The organism is Acidovorax bellezanensis (assembly GCF_025421555.1).
In the GTDB taxonomy this organism is placed as follows: Bacteria; Pseudomonadota; Gammaproteobacteria; order Burkholderiales; family Burkholderiaceae_C; genus Comamonas; species Comamonas bellezanensis.
This window is the reverse complement of the sequence record NZ_JAODYH010000004.1, coordinates 50,358-73,475: the sequence shown is the minus strand read 5'-3', so window position 1 is coordinate 73,475 and position 23,118 is coordinate 50,358. Positions and strand designations below refer to the sequence as shown.

General features: G+C 68.2%; 18 protein-coding genes. 6 read left to right on the top strand and 12 right to left on the bottom strand.

From position 1 onward, the window contains the following. Window positions 1–7: 7 nt before the first annotated feature. The 8 genes from N0K08_RS08500 to N0K08_RS08465 are packed head-to-tail and all read right to left on the bottom strand — an operon-like array spanning window position 8 to window position 9,955. Entirely contained in the window at window positions 8–970 is a 963-nt protein-coding gene (locus N0K08_RS08500; RefSeq protein ID WP_261499782.1) for a tripartite tricarboxylate transporter substrate binding protein, read from the bottom strand. A gap of 49 nt (window positions 971–1,019) precedes the next feature. Next, a complete protein-coding gene (locus tag N0K08_RS08495; protein ID WP_261499781.1) occupies window positions 1,020–1,757 on the bottom strand; it encodes an SDR family NAD(P)-dependent oxidoreductase in 738 nt (245 codons plus the stop codon). A gap of 33 nt (window positions 1,758–1,790) precedes the next feature. Further along, window positions 1,791–2,759 carry a Bug family tripartite tricarboxylate transporter substrate binding protein gene (locus tag N0K08_RS08490; RefSeq protein ID WP_261499779.1) on the bottom strand — a complete coding sequence of 323 codons (969 nt, stop codon included), beginning with the start codon at window positions 2,757–2,759 and terminating at the stop codon, window positions 1,791–1,793. A gap of 36 nt (window positions 2,760–2,795) precedes the next feature. Continuing rightward, window positions 2,796–3,767, bottom strand: a complete 972-nt coding sequence (locus N0K08_RS08485; RefSeq protein WP_261499778.1) for a Bug family tripartite tricarboxylate transporter substrate binding protein — start codon at window positions 3,765–3,767, stop codon at window positions 2,796–2,798. Between the two features lie 49 nt (window positions 3,768–3,816). Continuing rightward, window positions 3,817–5,052: an alkyl sulfatase dimerization domain-containing protein gene (locus tag N0K08_RS08480; RefSeq protein WP_261499777.1), complete on the bottom strand. Its 1,236-nt coding sequence runs from the start codon at window positions 5,050–5,052 to the stop codon at window positions 3,817–3,819. Further along, entirely contained in the window at window positions 5,049–6,428 is a 1,380-nt protein-coding gene (locus N0K08_RS08475; RefSeq protein ID WP_261499775.1) for a DUF1254 domain-containing protein, read from the bottom strand. Before N0K08_RS08475 ends, N0K08_RS08480 begins: the two co-directional genes overlap by 4 nt. Then, window positions 6,429–7,796 carry a DUF1254 domain-containing protein gene (locus N0K08_RS08470; protein WP_261499773.1) on the bottom strand — a complete coding sequence of 456 codons (1,368 nt, stop codon included), beginning with the start codon at window positions 7,794–7,796 and terminating at the stop codon, window positions 6,429–6,431. Continuing rightward, window positions 7,793–9,955 (bottom strand): acetate--CoA ligase family protein, encoded by a 2,163-nt coding sequence (locus N0K08_RS08465; RefSeq protein ID WP_261499772.1) that lies wholly within the window; start codon window positions 9,953–9,955, stop codon window positions 7,793–7,795. Before N0K08_RS08465 ends, N0K08_RS08470 begins: the two co-directional genes overlap by 4 nt. A 281-nt stretch (window positions 9,956–10,236) precedes the next feature. Here N0K08_RS08465 and N0K08_RS08460 point away from each other — a divergent pair, with 281 nt between their 5' ends. Next, the gene (locus tag N0K08_RS08460; RefSeq protein WP_261499770.1) at window positions 10,237–10,965 is read left to right on the top strand and encodes a Crp/Fnr family transcriptional regulator; all 729 of its coding nucleotides are present in this window, start codon (window positions 10,237–10,239) and stop codon (window positions 10,963–10,965) included. A gap of 6 nt (window positions 10,966–10,971) precedes the next feature. On the opposite strand, the gene N0K08_RS08455 is transcribed toward N0K08_RS08460, so the two are convergent. Next, a complete protein-coding gene (locus N0K08_RS08455) occupies window positions 10,972–11,886 on the bottom strand; it encodes a LysR family transcriptional regulator (protein ID WP_261499768.1) in 915 nt (304 codons plus the stop codon). Between the two features lie 218 nt (window positions 11,887–12,104). Between N0K08_RS08455 and N0K08_RS08450 the strand changes: the two genes are divergently transcribed. From N0K08_RS08450 to N0K08_RS08430, 5 genes are all read left to right on the top strand, one after another. Further along, window positions 12,105–12,956 carry an alpha/beta hydrolase gene (locus tag N0K08_RS08450; RefSeq protein WP_261499766.1) on the top strand — a complete coding sequence of 284 codons (852 nt, stop codon included), beginning with the start codon at window positions 12,105–12,107 and terminating at the stop codon, window positions 12,954–12,956. Between the two features lie 146 nt (window positions 12,957–13,102). After that, window positions 13,103–14,314: an efflux RND transporter periplasmic adaptor subunit gene (locus tag N0K08_RS08445; protein WP_261499765.1), complete on the top strand. Its 1,212-nt coding sequence runs from the start codon at window positions 13,103–13,105 to the stop codon at window positions 14,312–14,314. A gap of 23 nt (window positions 14,315–14,337) precedes the next feature. Further along, window positions 14,338–17,568 carry an efflux RND transporter permease subunit gene (locus tag N0K08_RS08440; protein WP_261499763.1) on the top strand — a complete coding sequence of 1,077 codons (3,231 nt, stop codon included), beginning with the start codon at window positions 14,338–14,340 and terminating at the stop codon, window positions 17,566–17,568. Window positions 17,569–17,584: 16 nt separating this feature from the next. Beyond that, the gene (locus N0K08_RS08435; RefSeq protein ID WP_261499762.1) at window positions 17,585–19,018 is read left to right on the top strand and encodes an efflux transporter outer membrane subunit; all 1,434 of its coding nucleotides are present in this window, start codon (window positions 17,585–17,587) and stop codon (window positions 19,016–19,018) included. 107 nt (window positions 19,019–19,125) lie between these two features. Further along, window positions 19,126–19,713, top strand: coding sequence for a rhodanese-like domain-containing protein (locus tag N0K08_RS08430; protein WP_261499760.1), 588 nt, complete (start codon window positions 19,126–19,128; stop codon window positions 19,711–19,713). A gap of 387 nt (window positions 19,714–20,100) precedes the next feature. On the opposite strand, the gene N0K08_RS08425 is transcribed toward N0K08_RS08430, so the two are convergent. From N0K08_RS08425 to N0K08_RS08415, 3 genes are all read right to left on the bottom strand, one after another. Next, window positions 20,101–20,439 (bottom strand): tetratricopeptide repeat protein, encoded by a 339-nt coding sequence (locus N0K08_RS08425; protein ID WP_261499758.1) that lies wholly within the window; start codon window positions 20,437–20,439, stop codon window positions 20,101–20,103. A gap of 150 nt (window positions 20,440–20,589) precedes the next feature. Continuing rightward, a complete protein-coding gene (locus N0K08_RS08420; RefSeq protein ID WP_261499757.1) occupies window positions 20,590–22,017 on the bottom strand; it encodes a carotenoid oxygenase family protein in 1,428 nt (475 codons plus the stop codon). A 19-nt stretch (window positions 22,018–22,036) separates the two neighbouring features. Continuing rightward, a complete protein-coding gene (locus N0K08_RS08415; protein ID WP_261499756.1) occupies window positions 22,037–23,071 on the bottom strand; it encodes a MerR family transcriptional regulator in 1,035 nt (344 codons plus the stop codon). Window positions 23,072–23,118 lie beyond the last annotated feature (47 nt).

Genomic DNA, 23,118 nt, shown 5'->3' with positions numbered 1-23,118 from the left:
CTATTCATCAGGGCTTGACGGCTTTGACCGCGGCTTCCCAGCGCTGCGCATCGGTTTTCACGAAATGGGCGAAATCGGCGGTATTGAGAAACGCCTCTTCGCCGCTGGCGCTGACCAGCCGCTCCCTGACTTCGGGCGTGCGGGTGGCGGCCTGGATGGCGGCCTCCAGCTTCTGGATGATTTCGGGCGGCGTGCCCGCGGGCGCATGCAAGCCGTACCAGGACAGGGCGGTGGAGCCCGGATAGCCGGCTTCGGCGATGGTCGGGACCTTGGGCAATTGCGTGGAGCGGCTGCCGCTGGTGTTGGCCAGGGCGCGCAGCCTGCCGGACAGGATGTGTGGGTAGGCCACGCTGGACGGCACGACGCTCATGGGCAGCACGGCGTTGAGCAGGTCCGGAATCATGGGCGGCGCGCCCTTGTAGAGCACGGCTTCCAGCCGGATGCCCGCTTCGTGCTGGAGCATTTGCACGGCCATGTCCTGGGTGGTGCCTACGCCGCCGCTGGCGAATTGCAGGGGCGGTGTGGCCTTTTTGGCCAGCTGAACGAATTCCTTGAGCGATTGGACGGGCGAGGACGCCGGCACGACCAGGTAGCTGGGCGACTGCGCGAAGCGCGCCACGGGCGCAAAACTTTTCGGCGACCAGCGCAGGCTGTTCTCCAGCAGGGGGTTGAGGGTGATGTAGGGCGCCGAGACCAGCAAGGTGTAGCCGTCGGCCGCGGCCCGGGCCACGAAGTCGGCGGCGATGTTGCCGCCCGCGCCGGATTTGGCCTCGACCACGATGGGCTGGCCCAGTTCCACGGCCAGGCGCTGGGTGACCGCGCGGGTCTGCACGTCGACCACGCCGCCCGCCGAGAACGGCACGATGACGGTGATGGGCTTGCTGGGGTAGGGCGGCGGCGCCCCATGGGCCAGGGACAGACCCAGCCAGGAAACAGAGCCCAGAACCAGGCTCACCAAGGTGCTTTTCATGACGATGCTCCAAAAAGAAGGGGGCTGACGGCTCGCTATCGGCTTGGCTTCAGGCCCGGCGCATCAGGCTGTAGCTTTGCGCCGTGGGGCCGCGGTCGGCCTGGGTGGCCAGGAACATGGCCAGCGGCACGACGTCCGCGGGCTCCTTGATCCACTCCTGCGGCGGAAAGGTCTGCTCGCCAAAGCGCGTCATGGCGGTCTTCACGGGCCCGGGAATCAACTCGTTGACGCTGATGTTGAACTCCTCGAGTTCCACGGCCAGGACCTGGGTCATCATCCACAGCGCGTTCTTGGAGCAGGCATAGGCCGACATCCCGGGCACGGGGCGGTGGCGGCTGCCCGATCCGGTGAGGATGATCTTTCCCGCGCCCCGCGCCTGCAGGTGGGGGATGGCGGCGTGCACGGTGTGGTAGGCGCCGATCACATTGACTTCCATGGTCTCGCGCCAGCGTGCGGGATCGCTGTTGTGCAGCTTGCGGGATTCACCGGCCGTGCCCGCGTTGACCAGTACGATGTCGACGCCGCCGTGGCGGTCGGCGGCATGCTGGAACAAGGCCGTCATCTGGGCGTGATCGACCACGTCGGCGGCGAACAGGCTGGCTGTGCCGCCGGCTTGGGAGATCAGCGCCACCGTTTCCTGCAGCTCTTTTTCCTGGCGGGCATTGCACACCACGGCCGCGCCGGCCTGGGCGTAGGCACAGGCAATGGCGCGGCCGATACCGCGGCCCGCGCCGGTGATCACGGCCACTTTGCCGGCCAGGGGCTGGTGCTGGGAGTTTGCGTTCATGGGATTCCTGCGGTGGTGAAAGTGAAGGGACGGCTATTCGGGCTGCAGATCGAGCTTGCGCACCAGCACGCCCCACTGGGCCATGTCCTGCTGCACCACGCTGGCGAACTGCTCGGGCGTGGTCAGCGGCAGGTCGGTGAAATTGAGCTCGGCCAGGCGCTTGGCGGTGGCGGGTTCCTGCAGCATCTGCTGCATGGCCGCGTTGAGTTTTTGCACGATGGGCCGCGGCGTGCCGGCCGGCGCGAACACGCCGTACCAGGCGTAGTTGCTGAAGGGGTAGCCGGCCTCGTTGAGCGTGGGCACGTCGGGGAAATTCGGCAGGCGCGTGGGGCCGCTGAGGGCGATGGCGCGGACCTTGCCGGTCTGCACCAGGCCGATGGTGGAGGTGACATCGGCGAAGCCGGCCTGGACCTGGCCGGCCATGATGTCCTGCACGCAGGGCATGGCGCCTTTGTAGGGCGCGTGGGTCATGACCAGGCCGGCCTGCTGCTTGAGGTTCTCCATGGTCAGGTGCCCGCCTGAACCCGTGCCCCAGGAGCAGTAGTTGAGCTGGTCGGGGCGGGCGCGCACATAGTCCACGAACTCCTTGACGGTCTTGACCGGCAGCTGGGGGTTGACCAGCAGGACATTTCCGCCGCGGCTGACCTGGGCAATCGGCGCGAAGTCCTTGAGCGCGTCATAGGGCATCTTCTTGAGCAGATAGGGATTGACCACATGGGCCGCGGCGTAGGTCAGCAGCAGGCGGTAGCCGTCGGGCTTGGCGTGGGCGACGCTGTCGGTGCCCAGAACGCCGTTGGCGCCGGGCTTGTTCTCCACGATGAAGGACTGCTGCAGGATCTTGCCCAGCCGGTCGGCGATGAGGCGGCCGACGATGTCCGTGCCGCCTGCCGGGGGCGTGGGCACGACCAGCGTGACGGGCCGCTCGGGATAACGCTCCTGGGCGCCGGCCAGCGCGGTGAAAGCGGCGAGAAAAAAGCCAAGGCCATGTAGCAAACGTGTCATGAGTACTCCTGCGAAAGGAAGGCGGGGCGCTTGCGCCTATTGCGGCTTGAGATCGAGCGTGCGCACCAGCGCGCCCCACTGGGCCATGTCCTGCTGCACCACGCTGGCGAACTGCTCGGGTGTGGTCTGCGCCAGATCGCTGAAGTTGAGTTCCTGCAGGCGCTTGATGGTGGCGGGCTCCTTGAGCACCTCCTGCACGGCGGCGTTGAGCTTTTGCACTATGGGTCTGGGCGTGCCGGCGGGGGCGAAGATGCCGTACCAGGAATAGGTGGTGAAGGGGTAGCCGGCCTCGTTCATGGAGGGCACGTCGGGGAAGCTCGGTACGCGCTGCGGGCCGCTGATGGCGATGGCGCGGACCTTGCCGGCCTGCACCAGGCCTACGGTGGAGGACACGTCGGCAAAGCCGGCCTGGATCTGGCCGGCCATGATGTCCTGCACGCAAGGCATGCTGCCTTTGTAGGGCGCGTGGGTCATGACCAGGCCGGCCTGGTGCTTGAGGCTTTCCATGGTCAGGTGACCGCCCGAGCCCGTGCCCCAGGAGCAGTAGTTGAGCTGGCCGGGGCGGGCGCGCACATAGTCCACGAACTCCTTCAAGGTCTTGACCGGCAGCTGGGGGTTGACCAGCAGGACGTTGCCGCCGCGCGCAATCTGGACCACCGGGGCAAAGTCCTTGAGCACGTCGTAGGGCATCTTCTTGAGCAGGAAGGGGTTGACCACATGGGCCGCGGCGTAGGTGAACAGCAGGCGGTAGCCGTCGGGCTTGGCGTGGGCGATGCTGTCGGTGCCCAGAACGCCGTTGGCGCCGGGCTTGTTGTCCACGATGAAAGGCTGCTTGAGCACGTGGCCGAGCCGGTCCGCGATCAGGCGGCCCACGGTGTCCGAGCCGCCCGCGGCGGCGGTGGGCACTACCAGCGTGACGGATCGTTCAGGATAGCTGTCCTGGGCGCCGGCCAGCGCGGCGCCAGCAGCCAGCACAGCGCCCAGGCCGAGGTGTACAAAACGGGTCATGAAAAGTCCTGCTCAAGGTTGGCGTGGAAGGCGTGGATCGACGGCGACTTCAGCGGGCGGGCTCCAGGGAGCGCTCTATCTGTGCGGCACCGTTCTTGTAGAGGCTGCGCGAGACGTAGCTGGGCACCTGGGCTACGCGCTCGCGCAGCCAGCCGGCCTTGAGCGCCTTGGCCTGGGCGATTTCCGGGGCCGGGCCTTCGGCCAGGGCCAGCAGGTCGATCACATGCAGGGCGAGCTGCAACTCGCCGCTGGCGGCCAGCTGCCGCGCCTGGGCCAGCACGGCGGCCTTGTCGGTGATGGCCGCGGCCTGGGCGCGGGCCACGGCGTCGGGCGCGGCGGGGTGCAGCGTGGTGGGGTTGCGGTCCCACCAGCCGTTTTCCGAGCGGTAGATGTCGCGCACGATGTAGCTCGGGTCGCCGTAGACCGGGCGCATCCAGGGCGTGCCGAACAGTTCCGCGGGGTAGTCCATGCTGGCCAGGATTTCGCGTTCGTCCAGGCCCTGGTTCATGCGCCGCACGACTTCGGCGCGCAGCCAGCGCAGCGCACGCGCCGTGTGCGCGAGCACCCGCTGGGCTTGCTCGCCGTCCAGCGTGCTGCCGAATTCGCGCACCAGCTGGTCGGGCTTCAAGGCCGCCAGCGCTTGCAGCGTATCGGCCCAGCGCACGGTGTCGCGCAGCGTGCGCAGCGGCGTGCCGACGTTGGGAATGGAGTCGATCACGGCCGGGCCGCCGTACAGCACGCGCTGCGTGGGGCACCAGACGGCGATGCCGCAGTCGGTCTCGGCCGGCGCCCAGCGCAGCTCGACGCGGCCCTCGCCTTCACCGATCACGAGCAGCTCGTCGAACAGTTCCATGGGGTCGTGCAGCACGATGTCGAAAGAGCCCGTGGGCAGGCGGAACTGGATCTCGGCCAGGTGCTGCTGCAGGGCCTGGGTCTCGCGGTAACGCGCATAGCGGCGCGGCACATTGCGGTGGGCGATGAGGCGCGGCGCGGGCTCGCCGCGTTCGGCCGCATGGGCCAGCCACTGGGGCACGCCGGCGTTGTAGCCGATGTGGCCGTGGCTGTAGCACAGCGCGTGCACGGGAGCGTCGCTGCAGCCGCGCAGCGCGGCGATCATGGCGTCGGTGGGCTTGCCGCCGGGGCCGGCGTCGACGACCACCAGGCCGGCGGAGGTTTCGGCCACGAAGGACTGGCCCTGGCCGTGCAGCACCCACAGGCCGGGTGCGATGGCCTGGGCGCCGGAGCCCGTGCGCAGCGGGGATTTTTCGTCGGATGCGAGGCTCATGCTGTCAACTCCAGGGGGGGAAGGGTGTAGTTGCCGTCCAGCAGGGCGGCATCGGGCAGGTAGGCGCGCAGGCAGAGGTAGAAGCCGCCGGCGGGCGCGGGCAGCCAGTTGGCGCGCGCGGCCGGGTCCAGCGGCGGGCTGTGCTGTATGTGCAGCGTGAGCCCGCCATCGGCGTCGCGCTGCAGGTCCGGCGTGCGGTCGCCGATGACGTAGCGGTCGATGGCGTTGGGCACCAGCATGTAGTCGCTGGCGTCATACATCGTCAGCGACCAGAAGGCCTGCACGGGCGGCAGCTGTCCGGGCGCAAAGCGCAGGCGGTAGGCGTTGCGGCCGTCGAGCAGTCGGCCTTGGCTGTCCGCATGGGCCATGGGGTAGCTGGCCTCGCGGCTTTCGAGCGCGCCGATGTACTTGAGCGCCACCAGGGCACGGCCCAGGTAGTTGTCGCCGAAGCTTTGCTCCAGCAGCGGCATGGTCTGCCAGCCCGTGGGGCCGGTCGCGCCAATCGCCGCCTCGCGCCACAGCGCCAGGCACTGCGCCAGCGCGGCGTTCAAGGCCGCCTGCTGGGGGGCGGTGAGCGCCGCGGCATCGGCCGCCGCGGCATCGGCGCCCAGGCCCAGGGCCCGGAAGCGTTCGACCATGGCCTGCTCATGGGCTGGCGGCGGGTTGTGCAGGAGGGCGCGGTTGACCACGGCGGCAAAGCGCAGGGCCTCGGGCGCGGCTTCGCTGCGGGCGTGGGTGTCGAAATCCGGATCGAAGCGCTTGCCGGTGCGGGTGGCGTCGTTGCCGGCGCTCCAGTCGGCCAGCGTGCGCAGGCAAAAGCCGTCCTGCAAGGCGTTGACGGCGGCCACGTCGTCAGGTCCTTCGACCAGGATGCGGCCGATGATCCAGACCCAGGGTGTGGGTGCTTCGATGCGGGCATGCAGGGCCGCGGGCAGTGCGCCTTTCCAGCCCGGCGGCGTGATGACGACGGAGCGCGCCTGCGTGCCCGTGGTGCGCTGGCCTATGCCGGCAAAGGGGTTGGTATAGAAATCCAGCAGGCCCAGCACGTAGTAGCGCCCGGCCGTGTCGGGCACGTCGATGACCAGCGGGCCGTCGCTCAGGTCCAGCCAGGCGTTGGTGTAGAGCGTGTCGTGGTTGGGCGTGACCACGCGGCTGCGGCCGGCGCCCAGCAGCGCCCGCGCGTGGATGAGGACGTTGTTCCAGCGCTGTGGGCTGTCGGGCGCGTCGCCGGCCGGGCCGAGCGCGCATTGGCGCGGCGAGGTGTTGGCGCGCATGCGGCTCATTTCATAGAGCGGATAGGCGTAGGTCACGGCTTCCATGGCCAGGGCCTGCAAGGCCTGGTCGGCCACGGCGGGGGGCGTCAGTGGGGCGTGCATTCAGCTCTCCTCGGGCTGGAGCGCGGGCACCTGCCAGCGGGGTGCATCCGCTTGCGGGTGGTACAGGCGCACGATCAGGTAGAAAGGCCCGGCCGGCGTGGGCAGCCAGTTGGCGCTGTCGGCCGGCGCCTGGTGGGAGAACGTCAGCGCCAGGCCGCCGTCCGCATCGCGCCGCAGGCCGGGCGTGCGGTCTCCTATGGAATGGCGGCGGGCCGCATTCGGGTAGAGGAAGCGGTCGGCGTCGTACAGCGTGACCGACCAGAACGCGTCGGCCGGCGGCATCTCGTCGGCGGAAAAACGCATGCGGTAGTTGCGCTGGCCGGTGAGCGGCTGGGCCTGGGCGTCGAAGTGGCCCGCGCCGTACAAGGCCTCATCGGTGGCCAGGGCGCCCAGGCCGATGTAGGCCGTGAGCGCGCGCACCAGATAGTCGTTGCCATAGCGGCCGGCGCGCGACGCCAGCACCCAGGGCTTGGCCCGCCGGCTGCGCGCGGCCGAGGCCACCAGGGCCACGGCATCGGCAAAGCCTTCGATCAGGCCGGCGCGCGTGGGCGCGTCCAGTGCTTCCCAGGCGAAAGCCGGGCTGGCGTGCAGACCGGCCTGGCCCAGCCAGGCGAGCAGGCCCTGGTCCTGGCTGCGCGCCGGGGAATCCGCCAGGGCCTGGCACAGGGCCGTGAAAAAGCGCGGTGCCACGTCCTCGGGCGGCCGCTGCTGCTCATGGACTTCGGCCATGGCATCGAGCGGCTCGCCCTGCCACTGCTCGACGGCCACGGGGCGGCGGCCCAAAGCCGTACCCGGGGCGGGCGCGAGGGCGATTTCGGCTTGCAGCGCGCGCGCGGCGGGCAGGTCGTCGGCGTCGCCCACCAGGATGCGGCCTATCAGCCAGACCAGATTCGTGGGGCAGCGCACCACGCGGTGGCCTTGCAAGGCGGCGGGCACTTCGCCGCCGGGGCCGACCAGGACCACGGTTTCGCCGTCGGGGTTGCAGTTGCGCGGTCCCAGGTTCTCGAAGTTCTCGGTGTAGGCGTCGTACAGCGGCAGCACGAAGTAGCGGCCCGGGTGGCGGCGCGCGGCCGGCACGGTGAGCAGGCGCGGGCCATCGCCGAGGTAAATCCAGGCCGTGCTGTAGAGCAGGTCGTTGGCCGGCGTCACGATGTCGCGGTCACGGTCCGTGGACGCCTGGGTGATGTGGTAGAGCGCATCGATGGGCGCGCGTGCGGGCGAGGAGGCGCTGCCGCCGGTCTGCAAGCGGCAGGTGCGCATGGATTCCACCAGCGGGTAGCCATAGACGAAGGCGGCGAGGCCGATGGAGCGGGCCAGGGCCTGGCGTGGCGGCCCGGCCTGGGGAGTGGTTGAAGTCGTGGTGCTCATGCGATGGCTTCCTGCAGTGGCTGGGAAAGGGGTGGGACGGGGCTGGCCGCTGCCGGCGCGGCGTGGCCTATGACCAGGGCGTCGACGGCCACGCAGCCGCCCTCGGCGGCGGGCCGGGCGATCAGCGGGTTGATTTCGGCGCTTTGCAGCGTGTCGCCGGCGGCGGTGGCGAAGTCGGCCAGCGCGAGCAGGCTGTCGGCGATGGATTCGAGGTCCACGGCGGGCCTGCCGCGCGCGCCCTGGAGCAGTGGCAAGCCCTTGAGCTCCAGCACCATGGCCTGCACCTCGGCGCGCGTGACGGGCAGGGCGCGCAGGCTGACATCGCGCAGGATCTCCACATGCACGCCGCCCAGGCCGAACATCAGCACGGGGCCGAACACGGGATCGCGGTGCACGCCGGCGATGCATTCCACGCCGCCGCGCACCATGCGCGCCGCCAGCACGCCGTCCAGGCGGGCCGTGGGCTGGGCCGCGCGCACGCTGGTCTGCATGCGCGCGAACGCGGCCTGCACCTGTTCCGCGCTGCGCAGTCCCAGCGCCACGCCGCCGATGTCCGACTTGTGCGGGATGTCGGCGCTGGCGATCTTCAGCGCGATCTCGCCGCCCAGGGCCGTGAGGGCCAGCACGGCCTCGTCGGCCGACTGCACCAGGTGGTGCTCGACCACGGGCACGCCGGCGCCCGACAGCAGGGCCAGGCCCATGGGCTCGGACAGGGTGCCGGGCGGCAGGCGTACGGGCTCGGGCAGGGCCAGCGTGCGCACCGGGGCGGACACGGGGCGCGCGCCGCGGCCCGCGAGCGCGGCGATGGTGCGAATGCCCACCGAGGGGTCGGAAAACACCAGGCAGCCCAGGGCTTCGATCTCGGCGCGGCGCGCGGGCGACAGCAGGGTGCAGATGGCCAGCACGGTATCGGGGTAGGCGGCGCGCAGGCTGGTGACCAGCTGGTGCAGCACCGGCCAGACCTTGTCCGAGGCGCCCGCCGCGGCGAAAAAGCCCATCCACGAGGCGAAATTCTGGTCTTCCAGCATGACGCGGGCGCTGCGCTCCATGAGCGTGAAATCGTTGGTCACCTGGCCGGTGATGTCCACCGGGTTGCGCGGCGCGGCGAACGGCACCCAGTCACGCAGGGTCTGCTGGGCCTCGCTGGACAGCGGCCGCACGTCCAGACCGGCCGCGCTGGCGTCGTCGGCCATCATGGCACCGACGCCGCCCGAGAGCGTGAACAGGCCGATGGAGCGGTCGCGCGGCGTGCCGGCGATGGCGGCGCTGGCGGCCAGATCGAAGAACTCGCTGAGGGTGTGCGCGCGCAGCACGCCGTACTGGCGAAAGATCGCGTCGTAGACCGCGTCGTCACCGGCCAGCGAGGCGGTGTGCGAGGCCGCGGCCTCGGCGCCCAGCGCCGTGGTGCCGACCTTGACCATCACCACCGGCTTGTGGTTTGCCTGCGCCAGGGCCAGGGCGGCGCGCAGCTTGGGGCCGTCGCGGCAGCCTTCCATATAGGCCATGATGACGTCGGTACCCGGATCCTGGGCCAGCCAGGCCAGGCAGTCGGCGACCTGCACGTCGGCTTCGTTGCCCGTGGTGGCCCACAGCGACAGGCCTATGCCCCGCTCGCGCGCCATGGAGTAGGCATAGGCGCCGAAGGCCCCCGACTGGCTGACCAGGCCGATGCGCCCCGGCTGCACCCGGCCCACGCCCGGAGCGGGGGAGAAGGTGGCGTAGACATTGCGCGCCAGATGCATGAAGCCCAGGCAGTTCGGGCCTATCAGGCGTATGCCCGCAGCGCGCGCCTTGTGCGCCAGCCGTGCCTGCTCGGCCGCGCCCTGGTCGCCGATCTCGGCAAAGCCCGAGGAGAACAGCACGATGCTTTTCACGCCGGCGGCAATCGCGTCGTCCAGCGCCGCGGGCACCAGGGCCGCGGGAATGGCGAAGATCGCCAGGTCCACCGGCGCGCCGATCGCGTCCAGGCTGGCATGGGCCGCCAGGCCTTGGACCAGGCCGCCGCGCGGGTTGACGGCGTACAGCGGGCCTTGGAAGCCGAAGCGCAGCAGGTAGTCCAGCGGAATGCCGCCGATCTTGCTGGGCGTGGCCGAGGCGCCGACGATGGCGATGGAGCGCGGCGAGAACAGCGCGGACAAGGAGTCGATGTCGTGGTGCATGGAGTGCCTCAAAAGGGGTGGCAAAGGTCCAGAGCGATGGCGTGGTACGGGGCGGCAACGGTCATGTTTTTCATGGGTGCTGGCGGCTTTCATGCGTGGGGCCTGGACCGGTGGGAGCGCCAGTGCGCGACCCGGTTCCCACTGTATGAATGGGGGGTAGACTCACTCTGTCAAGCGATTGACAGTGGCCGGCAATGGGCTTGATGGAATACCCTCGCTGGTGCGCGCCGCGAAGAATTGTTCAGCGCCCGGCGCTGCTTGACTGCCCTGGAGTTCGCCCCATGTCCCAAGTTTTGGTTCCCGTGGAAACGCTTGCGCTGATCCACCATGCCTTGCGCAGTTGCGAGCTGTTTCGCGATTGGCCCGAGATCACGCTGGACCGCATTGCGCGCATCGCGCACCTGGAGCGCTATGACCGCGGCACCGAGGTCCTGGCGCAGGACAGGCAGCGGCGCGAGCTGTTGCTGGTGGTCTCGGGCTGCCTGGAAACCAGCGGGCTGAATGCGGGCGGAACGAAGTTCCTGCTGGCGCTGCTCGGTCCCGGCGATGTGGTGGGACTGATTCGGCTGCTCAAGGCCGTGCCCCTGGTCTACAACTACCACGCGCACGAGGACACCATGCTGGTGCACTTGCCCAGCGAGGCGCTGGCGGCCATCCTCGACGAGACGCCGCTGCTGTGGAAGGATGTGGCCATGCTCGCGCTCAAGCGCCAGAGCGAGAGCATCGCGGCCATGCAGCGCCGCGCGCTGGGCCACCTGCAGCAAGGCCTGGCGCAGATCCTGGTCCAGCTCGCCGGCTGGTACGGCCAGCCCGTTGACGCGGGGCCGGCCTTGCGCTTGAAAACCTCGCAAAGCGACCTGGCGTCCATGCTGTCGGTCTCGCGCCAGACCATGAACAAGGAACTGCGCCTGCTGGCCCAGCAAGGCGCCGTCGCGGCGGATTACGGCAGTCTCACGATTCGCGATCTGCCGCTGCTGCGCCGCATTGCCGAAGGGGCCGCGGCCCCGTAGGCCAGGTTAGGCCCGCTGCAGCAGCGGGTTCTGCGCGAACAGCTCGGCGGCCCAGTCGACAAACGCGCGCACCTTGGCGCTGAGGTGGCGGTTGGGCGGATAGACCACATAGACCGGCAGCGCGGGCTGGGGCCAGTCGGGCAGCAGGGCCACCAGTTCGCCGCGTTCCAGATGCGGCTGGGCCTGGAAGGTGGTGATCTGGCCTACGCCCTGGCCGGCGACGATGGCGAACACATAGGCATTGCTTTCGTTCACCGTGAGGTGCGGATTGTTGGCAACCTCCACGACTTCGCCGTCGCGGTGGAATTCCAGCGGATAGCGGCGCTGCGAGACCGGCGAGAAATAGGTCACGATGCGGTGGCCCGATTCCAGGTCCAGCGGATGGGCCGGCGTGCCGTGCTGCGCAAGATAGTCGGGCGTGGCGACGGTGATGAACTCCAGGTTGCCTATGCGTCGCGCGACCAGCGACTGGTCGCTGAGTTCGCCGCCGCGGATCACGCAGTCGACGTTGTCGCTGATCAGATCGATGGTGCGGTCGCTGACACCCAGGTCGATCTGTATGTCGGGGTAGCGCTGCTGGAATTCGGCGAGCCGCGGAATGATCAGCATGCGCGCCACCGAAGTGCCGATATCGACGCGCAGCCGGCCGCGCGGATTGGCGCGTGCATGGGTCATGCTCGCTTCCATGTCGTCGAAGTCGGCGAGCAGGCGCACGGCGCGGTCGTAATAGGCGGCGCCGTCGGTGGTCACCGTGACGCGGCGGGTCGTGCGGTTGAGCAGTTTCACGCGCAGACGCTCTTCCAGCGCCTGCACGTGCTTGGTCACGGTGGCCTTGGGCAATTGCAGCGAGTCGGCCGCATGCGTGAACGTGCCGGCTTCCACCACGCGGGCAAACGTGCGCATGGCTTGTATCTGATCCATGGGCTCTCCTTCTATGCGCGCCACGCATCGGGTAAAAATTGTGTAGCCAGACCCTGGCATGGCGGTAGCGGTACCCCGCCGCAGGGAAAAGAATTCTGACACGCTGCCTGACCCCTGATTGTTCAGGAATTGGAAACACTGCTGCCGCATTTGTCGGGTTTATGGCCTGGGCCGCAGCGTTTACATTTGTGTCTCCACGGTTTCGTCCGGATCACACCATGTCCTCTACCCTGCCTGAACGCCTCTTGCCCACCCTCCAGTCCGACGACGTCATTGCCCTGGCGTCCGGTCAGGAGGTGGCGGTGCGCCTCTATGGCCGCAAGAAGACGGGCGAAGCCTCGCCCCTGGTGGTGCACTTCCATGGCGGCGCCTTCATTTCCGGTGACCTGGACAATGGCTGCACCGTCGCCCATTTGTTCGAGGCCGTCGGTGCCCGCGTGGTGTCGGTGGCCTATCCGCTGGCGCCCGAACATCCGTTTCCGCAGCCGCTGGAAATCGGCTACGGCGTGCTGCAGTGGGCATTCAAGCACCGCACGCGGCTGGCGGGCAAGGGGGCCCAGGTCTACCTGGCGGGCGAGGAGGCCGGTGGCAATCTGGCGGCCGGCGTATGCATGATGGCGCGCGATCAGCGCCATCCGCCGCTGGCCGGACAGATCCTGCTGTCTCCCATGCTCGACCCCTGCGTGGGCACGCCCTCGCTGCGCGCCGCCACGGGATCGGCGACCGACTGCAAATGGGCCCAGGGCTGGCTGCAGTTCCTGCGCTCGGCCTGCGACGCCGTACACCCCTATGCCGTGCCCAGCACCGCCCAGCGCTTGGCAGGCCTGCCGCCCACGCTGATGCTGGTCGGCCTTAACGACCCGATGCGCGACGAAGCCCTGGCCTATGCGGGCCGGCTTGAAGCCGCGGGACTGAGCGTGACGCGCCATGTCTTCGACAAGGCCCAGCAGTGGCCCGATGCGCTGCTCACACCCGATCCACGGCCCTGTCCCTGCGCACAGGAAGTGCAGGAACAGTTCCAGCAGTTCTTCGCGGCGACGCGATGTAGACCGCCCGATCTGATCTCCTGATCTCCGCCGCCTGACACCGCCGCGCCTGGCTCCCCGGGCGCGGTTGTCCCCGGTTTCGCCATTTTTCGCTCTTTTCCGGCCCCCGCGCCGGAAGGGATTGCTGCGCCCAAAAAACCGTCCGCTTCCTCGTTTTCCAAAGACCAACCATGAACCACTCCTTCCTCTCCTCCTTGCGCCGCCGCTGGCGCACCACGGCCATCGCGGCTGCCGCCATTGCCGCCGTGGGCGGCGCGGCGTTCGGCCTGCAGGCCTCGGCCAATGCGCCGGCGCAGGCCAGCGCGCCGCCGGCCATCGCCGTCTCCGTGGCCCAGGTCGTGCAGCAGGACGTGGCGCTGTGGGACGAGTTCTCGGGCCGGCTCGAAGCCGTGCAGCGCGTGGACATCCGCCCGCGCGTCGCCGGTGCCGTGCAGGCCGTGCACTTTCGCGAAGGCGCGCTGGTCAAGCAGGGCGACCTGCTGTTCAGCGTGGACGCCGCGCCGTTTGCGGCCGAAGTCGACCGCGCCCAGGCCCAGGTGGTCGCGGCCCAGGCCCGGCTGTCGTACACCCACAGCGAAATGGAGCGTGCGACCCGGCTGTGGGAAGAGCGCGCCATCGCCCAGCGCGAGCTCGACGAGCGCGTGAACGCCCAGCGCGAAGCCGACGCGAACCTGCGCGCCGCCCAGGCCGCGTTGCAGACCGCGCGCCTCAATCTCGGCTACACCCAGGTGCGCGCGCCCATCGCCGGCCGCGTGGGCCGCGTGGAAGTCACCGTGGGCAACCTGGTGGCCTCGGGCGCCGGCGCGCCGGTGCTGACCACGCTGGTCTCGGTGAGCCCGATCTACGCCAGCTTCGACAGCGACGAGCAGGTGGTGGTCCGGGCGCTGGACGGACTGGAAGGCGGCCAGGGCGGGCGTGGGCGCATAGAGCGCATTCCCGTGCAAATGGGCACGGGCACGGCCGGCAGCACGCCGCATACCGGCCATTTGCAGCTCATCGACAACCAGGTCAATGCCCAAAGCGGCACGGTGCGCGTGCGCGCCATGTTCGACAACGCCGACGGCGCCCTCATTCCCGGCCAGTTCGCGCGCATCCGCATGGGCCAGGCGCGCAGCACCCAGGCCGTGCTGGTCAACGAGCGCGCCGTGGGCACGGACCAGAGCAAGAAGTTCGTGATGGTGGTGGGCGCGGACAACCTGGCCGAGTACCGCGAAGTGCAGCTGGGCGCGCCGGTCAACGGCCTGCGCATCGTCACTTCGGGCCTCAAGGCCGGCGAACGCATCGTCGTCAACGGCCTGCAGCGCGTGCGCCCCGGCGCCCACATCGCCCCGCAAGACGTGCCCATGTCCGCCAAGGCCGAGCTGGCGCAGCCCGCCGCTTGAGTGGTGACTGAAAAGAACAATCTATGAATCTCTCCCGCTTTTTCATTGACCGCCCCATTTTTGCCGGGGTGCTGTCGGTGCTGATCTTCCTGTCCGGCCTGATCGCCTTGCGCGCGCTGCCGATCTCGGAGTATCCCGACGTCGCGCCGCCTTCGGTGGTGGTGCGCGCCCAGTACCCGGGCGCCAACCCCAAGGTGATCGCCGAAACCGTGGCCACGCCGCTGGAGGAATCCATCAACGGCGTCGAAGGCATGCTCTACATGGGCAGCCAGGCCACGACCGACGGCGTGATGACGCTGACGGTGACCTTCGCCCTGGGCACCGACCCGGACAAGGCCCAGCAGCTGGTGCAAAACCGCGTCTCGCAAGCCGAGCCGCGCCTGCCCGAGGAAGTGCGCCGCCTGGGCATCACCACCATCAAGAGCGCGCCCGACCTGACCATGGTCGTGCACATGGTGTCGTCCAACGGCCGTTACGACATCGACTACCTGCGCAACTACGCCGTGCTCAACGTCAAGGACCGCCTGGCCCGCATCCAGGGCGTGGGCCAGGTGCAGATCTTCGGCGGCGGTGACTACGCCATGCGCGCCTGGCTGGATCCGCAGAAAGTCGCGCAGCGCGGCCTGTCGGCGGCTGACGTGGTGGCCGCCATCCGCGGCCAGAACGTGCAGGCCGCGGCCGGCGTGGTCGGCGCTTCGCCCGGCCTGCCCGGCGTGGACATGCAACTGTCGATCAATGCCCAGGGCCGACTGCAGACCGAAGAGGAATTCGGCGACATCATCGTCAAGACCGGTGCCGACGGCGCCGTGACGCGTCTGCGCGACGTGGCCCGCCTTGAACTGGGCGCGGCCGACTATTCGCTGCGCTCGCTGCTCAACAACGAGCCCGCCGTGGGCATGGGCGTGTTCCAGGCCCCGGGCTCGAACGCGTTGGACATCTCGGCCAATGTGCGCGCCACCATGGCCGAGCTGCAAAAGAACATGCCCGAAGGCGTGGAGTTCCGCATCGCCTACGACCCCACGCAGTTCGTGCGCGCCTCGATCCGCTCGGTGATCACCACCTTGCTCGAAGCCGTGGCGCTGGTGGTACTGGTGGTGGTGCTGTTCCTGCAGACCTGGCGCGCCTCCATCATTCCGCTGCTGGCCGTGCCGGTGTCGGTGGTGGGCACGTTCGCCGTGCTGCACCTGCTGGGCTTTTCCATCAATGCGCTGAGCCTGTTCGGCCTGGTGCTGGCCATCGGCATCGTCGTCGATGACGCCATCGTGGTGGTGGAGAACGTGGAGCGCAACATCGAGATGGGCTTGACGCCGCGCGAAGCCACTTACCGCGCCATGCGCGAAGTCTCGGGCCCCATCATCGCGATTGCGCTGGTGCTGGTCGCGGTGTTCGTGCCGCTGGCCTTCATCAGCGGGCTCACGGGCCAGTTCTACCGCCAGTTCGCGGTGACGATTGCGATTTCCACGGTGATTTCGGCGATCAATTCGCTGACGCTGGCGCCCGCGCTCAGCGCCTTGCTGCTCAAGGGCCACGACGCGCCCAAGGATGCGCTGACACGCGGCATGGACCGTGTCTTCGGCGGCTTCTTCCGCGGCTTCAACCGTCTGTTCCAGCGCGGCTCGAATGCCTACAGCGGCGGCGTGCAGCGCGTCATCGGCCGCAAGGCGCTGATGCTGGTGATCTATCTGGCCTTGGTCGGCGCCACCTGGGGCCTGTTCAAGATCGTTCCCGGCGGCTTCGTGCCGGCGCAGGACAAGCAGTACCTGGTCGGTTTTGCGCAGCTGCCCGACGGCGCCACGCTGGACCGCACCGAGGACGTGATCCGCCGCATGGGCGAGATCGTCAAGAACAACCCCAACGTGGAAGACGCGCTGGCCTTTCCGGGCCTGTCGATCAACGGCTTCACCAACAGCTCGAATTCGGGCGTGGTGTTCATCACCCTCAAGCCCTTTGCCGAGCGCAAGCGCGCCGACCAGAGCGGCGCCGCCGTGGCCGGTCAGCTGAACCAGGACTTTGCCGGCATCCAGGAAGCCTTCATCGCCATGTTCCCGCCGCCACCCGTGGCGGGCCTGGGCACGACCGGCGGCTTCAAGCTGCAGATCGAAGACCGTGCCTCGCTGGGCTATGCCGCCATGGACTCGGCCGTCAAAGCCTTCATGGCCAAGGCCTACCAGACGCCGGAACTCGCCGGGCTGTTCACCAGCTGGCAGGTCAACGTGCCGCAGCTCTATGCGCAGATCGATCGCACCAAGGCGCGCCAGCTGGGCGTGCCGGTGACCGACATCTTCGAGACCCTGCAAATCTACCTGGGCAGCCTGTACGCCAACGACTTCAACCAGTTCGGCCGCACTTACAGCGTGCGCGTGCAAGCCGATGCGGCCTACCGTGCGCGCGCCGAAGACGTGGGCCTGCTGAAAGTGCGCTCCACCACGGGCGAAATGGTGCCTTTGTCGGCGCTGATGAAGCTCGAACCCAGCTTCGGCCCCGAGCGTGCCATGCGCTACAACGGCTTCCTGGCCGCCGACGTGAGCGGTGGCCCTGCGCCCGGCTTCTCCTCGGGCCAGGCCCAGGCCGCCATCGAGCGCGTGGCCGCCGAAACGCTGCCCCAAGGCATTGGCTTTGAGTGGACCGAGCTGACCTACCAGGAAATCCTGGCCGGCAATTCCGCCGTGCTGGTCTTCCCGCTGGCCATCCTGCTGGTGTTCCTGGTGCTGGCCGCGCAGTACGAAAGCCTCACGCTGCCGATTGCCATCATCCTGATCGTGCCCATGGGCCTGCTCGCGGCGATGACGGGGGTCTGGCTCACGGGCGGGGACAACAACGTGTTCACGCAGATCGGGCTGATCGTGCTGGTCGGGCTGTCGGCGAAGAACGCCATTCTGATCGTGGAGTTTGCGCGCGAGCTGGAGTTTGCCGGGCGCACGCCCGTGCAGGCCGCCATCGAGGCCAGCCGCCTGCGACTGCGCCCCATTCTGATGACCTCGCTGGCCTTTGTCATGGGCGTGCTGCCCCTGGTGCTGGCCACCGGCGCGGGCGCGGAAATGCGCAGCGCCATGGGCGTGGCGGTGTTCTTCGGAATGATTGGCGTGACGGCTTTCGGCCTGTTCCTCACGCCCGTGTTCTACGTCGTACTGCGCCGCCTGGCCGGCAACCGGCCGCTGCTGCAGCACCCCAGCCCCGCAGCGCCCTTGGCGCAGCCTGGCTCGGGCGCCGTCGCCCACCCCGTGCTCGCCGCGCCGCGGGGCCACGATGAATAAGAAGAGAAGTCATTCCATGAAACCCATGCCTTTCCCCCTGGCGCGTCTCGCGCCGCTGTTCGCCGCCCTGGTGCTCGCCGGTTGCGCCAGCGCCTTGCCGGCCCCGGCCGAACATGCGGGCGTTGAGCTGCCCGCCACCTTCAGCAGCGCCGAAGGCGGCGCCACCTGGACGCAGGCCGCTGCCTCTGAAGCCCAGCCGCGCGGCGCCTGGTGGCTGGCTTTTGCCGACCCGCAGTTGAGCCAACTCGTCGAGCGCGCGGGCGACGCCAATACCGACATCCAGGTCGCGGCCGCGCGCCTGGCCGAAGCCCGCTCGCTCTTGCGTTCGGCCGACGCCCAGCGCCTGCCGCAGATCGGTGCTTCGGCGGGTGTGGCACGCCAGGCCGGTGCCCAGTCCGCTGGCGGCAGCACGCCGACGACGCTGGGCACGGCGGGCCTGACCCTGTCGTACGAAGTCGACCTGTTCGGCAAGCTGTCCCAGGCCAGCGCCGCCGCGCTGCAGGACGCCCAGGCGCGCGCCGCGCTGCTGCAAAGCACGCGGCTGATGGTCCAGGCCGATGTGGCCCAGAGCTATCTGCAGCTGCGCGCGGTGCAGACCGAGCGCGCGCTGGTGGCGCAAAGCCTGGTCTCCTACCGCGATACCTTGCGCCTGATCGAGCGCCGCTACCAGGCCGGCGATGCGGCGGAGCTCGACGTGGCGCGCATGCGCACCGAAGTCTCGGCCACCGAGTTCGAAGTGCTGGCGCTGGAGCGCCAGCAGGCGGTGCTGGTCCATGCCTTGGCCGTGCTGACCGGCGACGTCGCGGGCCGCTTCACGCTGGCCGAAGCCAGTGCCCAGGCCACGCTGCCGCAGATTCCGGCCGGCGTGCCCGGCACGGTGTTGGCGCGCCGCCCCGATGTCTCGGCCGCCCAGGCCCAGGTGCAGGCCGCGCTGGCCCGCGTCGGCGTGGCCCAGGCCGCCTGGTTTCCGACCGTCATGCTGACCGGCCAGGGCGGCTATGCCTCGCCCGAACTCGGTGATCTGTTCCTCTGGTCGGCCCGCTCCTGGGGCCTGAACGCTCTGTTGTCCCTGCCGATCTTCGACGGCGGCCAGCGCGCGGCCCAGGAAGAGGGCGCCAAAGCCCGACTGGAAGCGGCCGTGGCGGCCCAGCGCGGCCAGGTGCTAGGCGCGTTTCGCGACGTGGAAGACCAGCTCAGCGCCCTGCGCCTGCTGGCCGGCCAGGCCCAGGTGCTGGACCAGGCCGTGGAATCGGCCGAGCGCGCCAGCCACCTGTCGGACGTGCGCTACCGCAATGGCTTCGTCAGCCAGCTGGAACTGCTGGACGCCCGCCGCAGCGCCTTGCGCCAGCGCCGCAACGCACTGCAGGTGCGCACGGCGCAATACACCACTACCGTGATGCTGATCCGGGCGTTGGGGGGGAGTTGGGAGCAGGGGGCTGGGCAGGTATAAGCGGAGAGGGGGCACGCCGCTGTGCTCCCGACAACTCCTCCATTGATGCACCTGTCAACCCATATATGAGTGGTTCGAAATTTTTCGCATGATCGATGATCTCGGCCATGGGTGGCGAAATGTCGATCACGATTGAGGAGCGGGCCATGAGGAAAATCTCGAATTTTTGGCATCTTTCCAGCGCCTTTGCGCTCACTCTCTGTGCCATGACTTCTTTTGCACAGGATGTGGGATTTGCTGACGAACTTAAAGATTACGGGGTTGCAGCAACCAAATATCCCAGACCGCGAAGTTCCGGCTACGGTACGGCTACACCGACGGAAATTCCCGGTGCCAAAGTGCTGACGACCAAGGATCTGATCAGCATGCTGGCCAGTGACACCAAGCCCATCGTGGTGGCGGCGTATCGCGCCGAAAAAACGGTGGCCGGTGGCGTCGTGATGGATGGCGCTGGTGAAGATAGATTGTTGGGGCTGGACAAGGAAAAATTTGACAACGCCCTGTCTGGACTGACGGCAGGGGATAAATCAAAACCTATCGTGTTTTATTGCCACGGATCGAAATGCTGGCTTTCCTACAACGCAACTTTGCATGCCGTAGATTCGGGTTACTCAAACGTGTACTGGTATCGAGGTGGACGGGATGCCTGGAAAGCAGCTGATCAAAAATTCAAAATGCCGGCTGGGAGTTGGTAGGGAATGGATGGTTGGCCGCTGTGCAGTTAATGCGAGCTTAAATTCCACTTAAAGAAGCGCCAATGGTTTGGTGCTTTGAAAATCTTGAACCGACAGCAATGCAGGCGAAAAAATTGCCTCCAGCAGCACGATCCTGGCTATGAAGAAACGCGGGGTGAGCGGGGTGGACCTCAGCGGTGCCACGGTCGAGCGCGTAGCCGAACAGAAACCGGATACCCCTGTCTTGGCAGACACTGATATGCCAAACACTCACGGGATGACGCGCGAAGGCGAAAGGGTCTCTGCCTGGATCTGAGTGGTTCAAGCGATGAATTCACCATCGCGGCTGAGCTCCAGAGCCCGCGTCTAAAGGCCAATGGATGCGCTGGCTTCAGTCCGTCCAGTGGTCTATGGTGTACTGGGCGCCTTTGCCGCCTTGGCAAACCATTCCTTGGCCAGTGCCGGATTTCTTTCGACGCCGCTCCCCGTGTTGTACATTTTTCCCAGTATTTCCTGTGCAAAAGGCTCGCCAGCTCGGGCTGCCTGCAGGTACCAAGGTGCTGCGCCTGCGTAATCCTTTTTCCCAAAATGGCCCCAGATGTACTGTTCTCCCATCAGGAATGCCGCGCGTTTGTCACCACGCTCCGCGAAGCATTGGATGATGTCGGTTTCAGGGCGGTCGGTGAATATCGTTTCCACAATGCCTTGGTGCGGGCAGTCGCACGCGCTGAATACATAGCGGATCACAATGAACTGGTATTCATCGCACTGGGGGCAAGCAGCACCCTTTTCCTGTTATTCCTTGGGGCGGGAGCCCTTGGGGATGGCACTCCTCCTGCGACGGCAGGGGGACAGACCTGTATTGGGCTGATTTCTTGCAATGTGTCCAGGCGGCCCTTACACCCCCGCCCGCCAATTCCCATGAAACCCGAATGGCACGCGATGCGGCAAACGGGCCACGGCCACGGGCCCTGCGGCCAGTTGCATGGCATTGAAAACCAGCAGGTCGCTGCGCTGTTCCTGCGCACGCCAGGCCACGGCGAGCAGCCAGCCGTCGCCTTCGGCCGCGTCGCTCGCGCGCGGCACGAACACCGGTTCTGACACCACGTCGCCGTGGGGCAGCGTGTACAGCTGGCGCTCGCCGCTGTCGAAGTCGAAACGCGCGAGGCTGTCGAAGAGCACGCTTTCGGAATCATCCCGCGCGCGCGCCGTCGCATGGCAGGTGTAGAAGCCGTAACGGTTGCGCCGGCCCGTGTAGCGCTCGTCTATGCGTGGAAACTCCGCCACCAGGTCGTCGAGGTACTCGCGCCGGAAGCCGATGTCGGCGCTGCCCAGGTCGAAGGTCCAGCGGCACAGGCGCGCGGCCATGGCGTCGGGGTCGCCGGGGCGGCCTTCGGCGTCGGGCAGGCCGGGGGCGGTGTCCGACTGCATCACATAGGCCACGATGGTGTCGCCGTCGTCCCAGGCATTCATCACATGGAACACATGGCAGGCGTCGGTGTCGAACCAGCGCATGCGGTCCGCCGTACCGCCGCGCGGCATCACACCGACGTGGGTGCGCAGGCCTTCATCCCAGGCCAGCAGGGGCTTGCCGCGCATGGCGCGTTCCATGCTGAGCGTCAGCGGCGTGACGGGGAAGAGCACATGGCCGCGCGTCAGCACGAAGTCGTGCGCCATGCTCGCGTACGGCGCAGTGAAGGACTGGATTTGCGTGACTTCGCAGTGCGGGTCCATCACGCCATACAGCATGGTCGGCGAACAGGGGCCGTCGGGCGAGTAGGCGAAGAAGTGCAGTTCGCCGCTGTCCGGATCCGCCTTCGGGTGCGCGGTGCAGCGTGAAGTCAGGCGCTCGCCAAAGCTCTGGTGCCCCTTGGCGGCCAGCGTGCGGGCGTCGAGTTCAAACGGTTGATGCGACTCCTCGAGCGCGAAAAGCCGCTCGCCATGCCACAGCATGCTGGTGTTGGCCGTACCGCCGTTGCGGCCCTGGGCCAGCGGGTCGGTGGTGGCGGGGTTGCCGAAGGTGCCGAAGAGCGCGCGTCCTGCGTCATGTTCGAGCTGCCATTTGGGCGTGCGCACCCAGCGGTTGCGGTAGGCCACCTGGCCGCCCGCGATGTGGAAGGCATGGACCATGCCGTCGCCGGAAAACCAGTGGTAGTTGTTGTCGCGTGGAGCGTACTGCGGGCTGGGGCCTACGCGGTACAGGCTGCCGGAGAGCCCGGGCGGCAACTTTCCGTCGATGGGCAGCTGCGCGATGTCGTGCTCTTCGGTGAGCGGCGCATAGTTGCCGGTGAAAAAGTGGGGGTAGGTCTGCGCTGCTGCGTTCATGGGAGGCCTTGGGGTGCGGTCAGGAGGGGGATACGGCGCCGAGCTGCGCGATGGCTTGGCCTACATAGGCGGCCAGCGTCTCGTCGATGCCGGAGCCGAAGCGCAGGGCCGCGTCGTGGCGGAACGCGCTTTGCAGCTTGGCGTGCAAAGCGGTATCGCCGCCGGCCTTGGCCAGCGACAGCGCCTGCCATCGTTCGGCCAGCGCCCGCATGGTGGCCCCATCGGCGGGGGCGCTTGCCAGCATCTGCTGGCGCACTTGGGCGATGAGCGGCGGCCAGGCATCGGTCTGAGCGACGTAGTGCTGGCGCAGCGTGTGCATCTCGTCGGCGCTGCAGTGGGGGGCGTAGCGCTGCAGGCGCGCAAAGGCCATGGCCTGCGAGATGTAGCGGATGCCGGCGCGGTCCACGCCGGTCAGCGCGTGCAGCGACGGCTCGTTCCAGTGCATGGCGTAGAGCTTCATCAGCAGGCCTTCGTCGCCACCGGTCTCTTCGAGCAGCATGGCAATCCAGCGTTGCGCCAGGGGCTGGGCCTGCGGGTCCTCGGGCGCCACGCCGGTCGCTACCAGGCGCCGCAGCCAGGCCGACAACTCGGCGCGCAGGGGCGCGGCCGCGGCGCTGTCACGCTGCGCCTGCAGCGTGCGCTGCTCGGCGTCGCTGAAGTACTTCGTGCCCGTGACCATGCTTTCTAGCGCGAAAAGCCAGTCGTCGATGCCGGGCTCGTGGTCGGCCCGCAACTGGGCTTGCAGCGCGTGCAGGTGGCTGCGCAGCGCCGACGCCTGCTGGATTTCGTGGTCGAGTTGCGCGAGCTGCCGGGCGACGACTTGTGCAATGTCGCCGGCGGCGTTGGCGAGCAGGGCTTGTATGTCGGCGAGCGACAGGTCGAGTCGCCGCAAGGCCTGGATGCGGTAAAGCCTCGCCACGTCCTTGTGGTCGTACAGGCGGTAGCCGCTGCTGGACCTTTGGGAAGGCACCAGCAGGGCGATGTCGTCATAGTGGCGCAAGGCGCGCACCGTCAGCCCGGTGCGCCGGGCCAGTTCACCAATCTTCAAAAGCATGCCTTCCCTCTCAAGTTGAAGGCATGCTAAACCCTGCCGTTACGAGA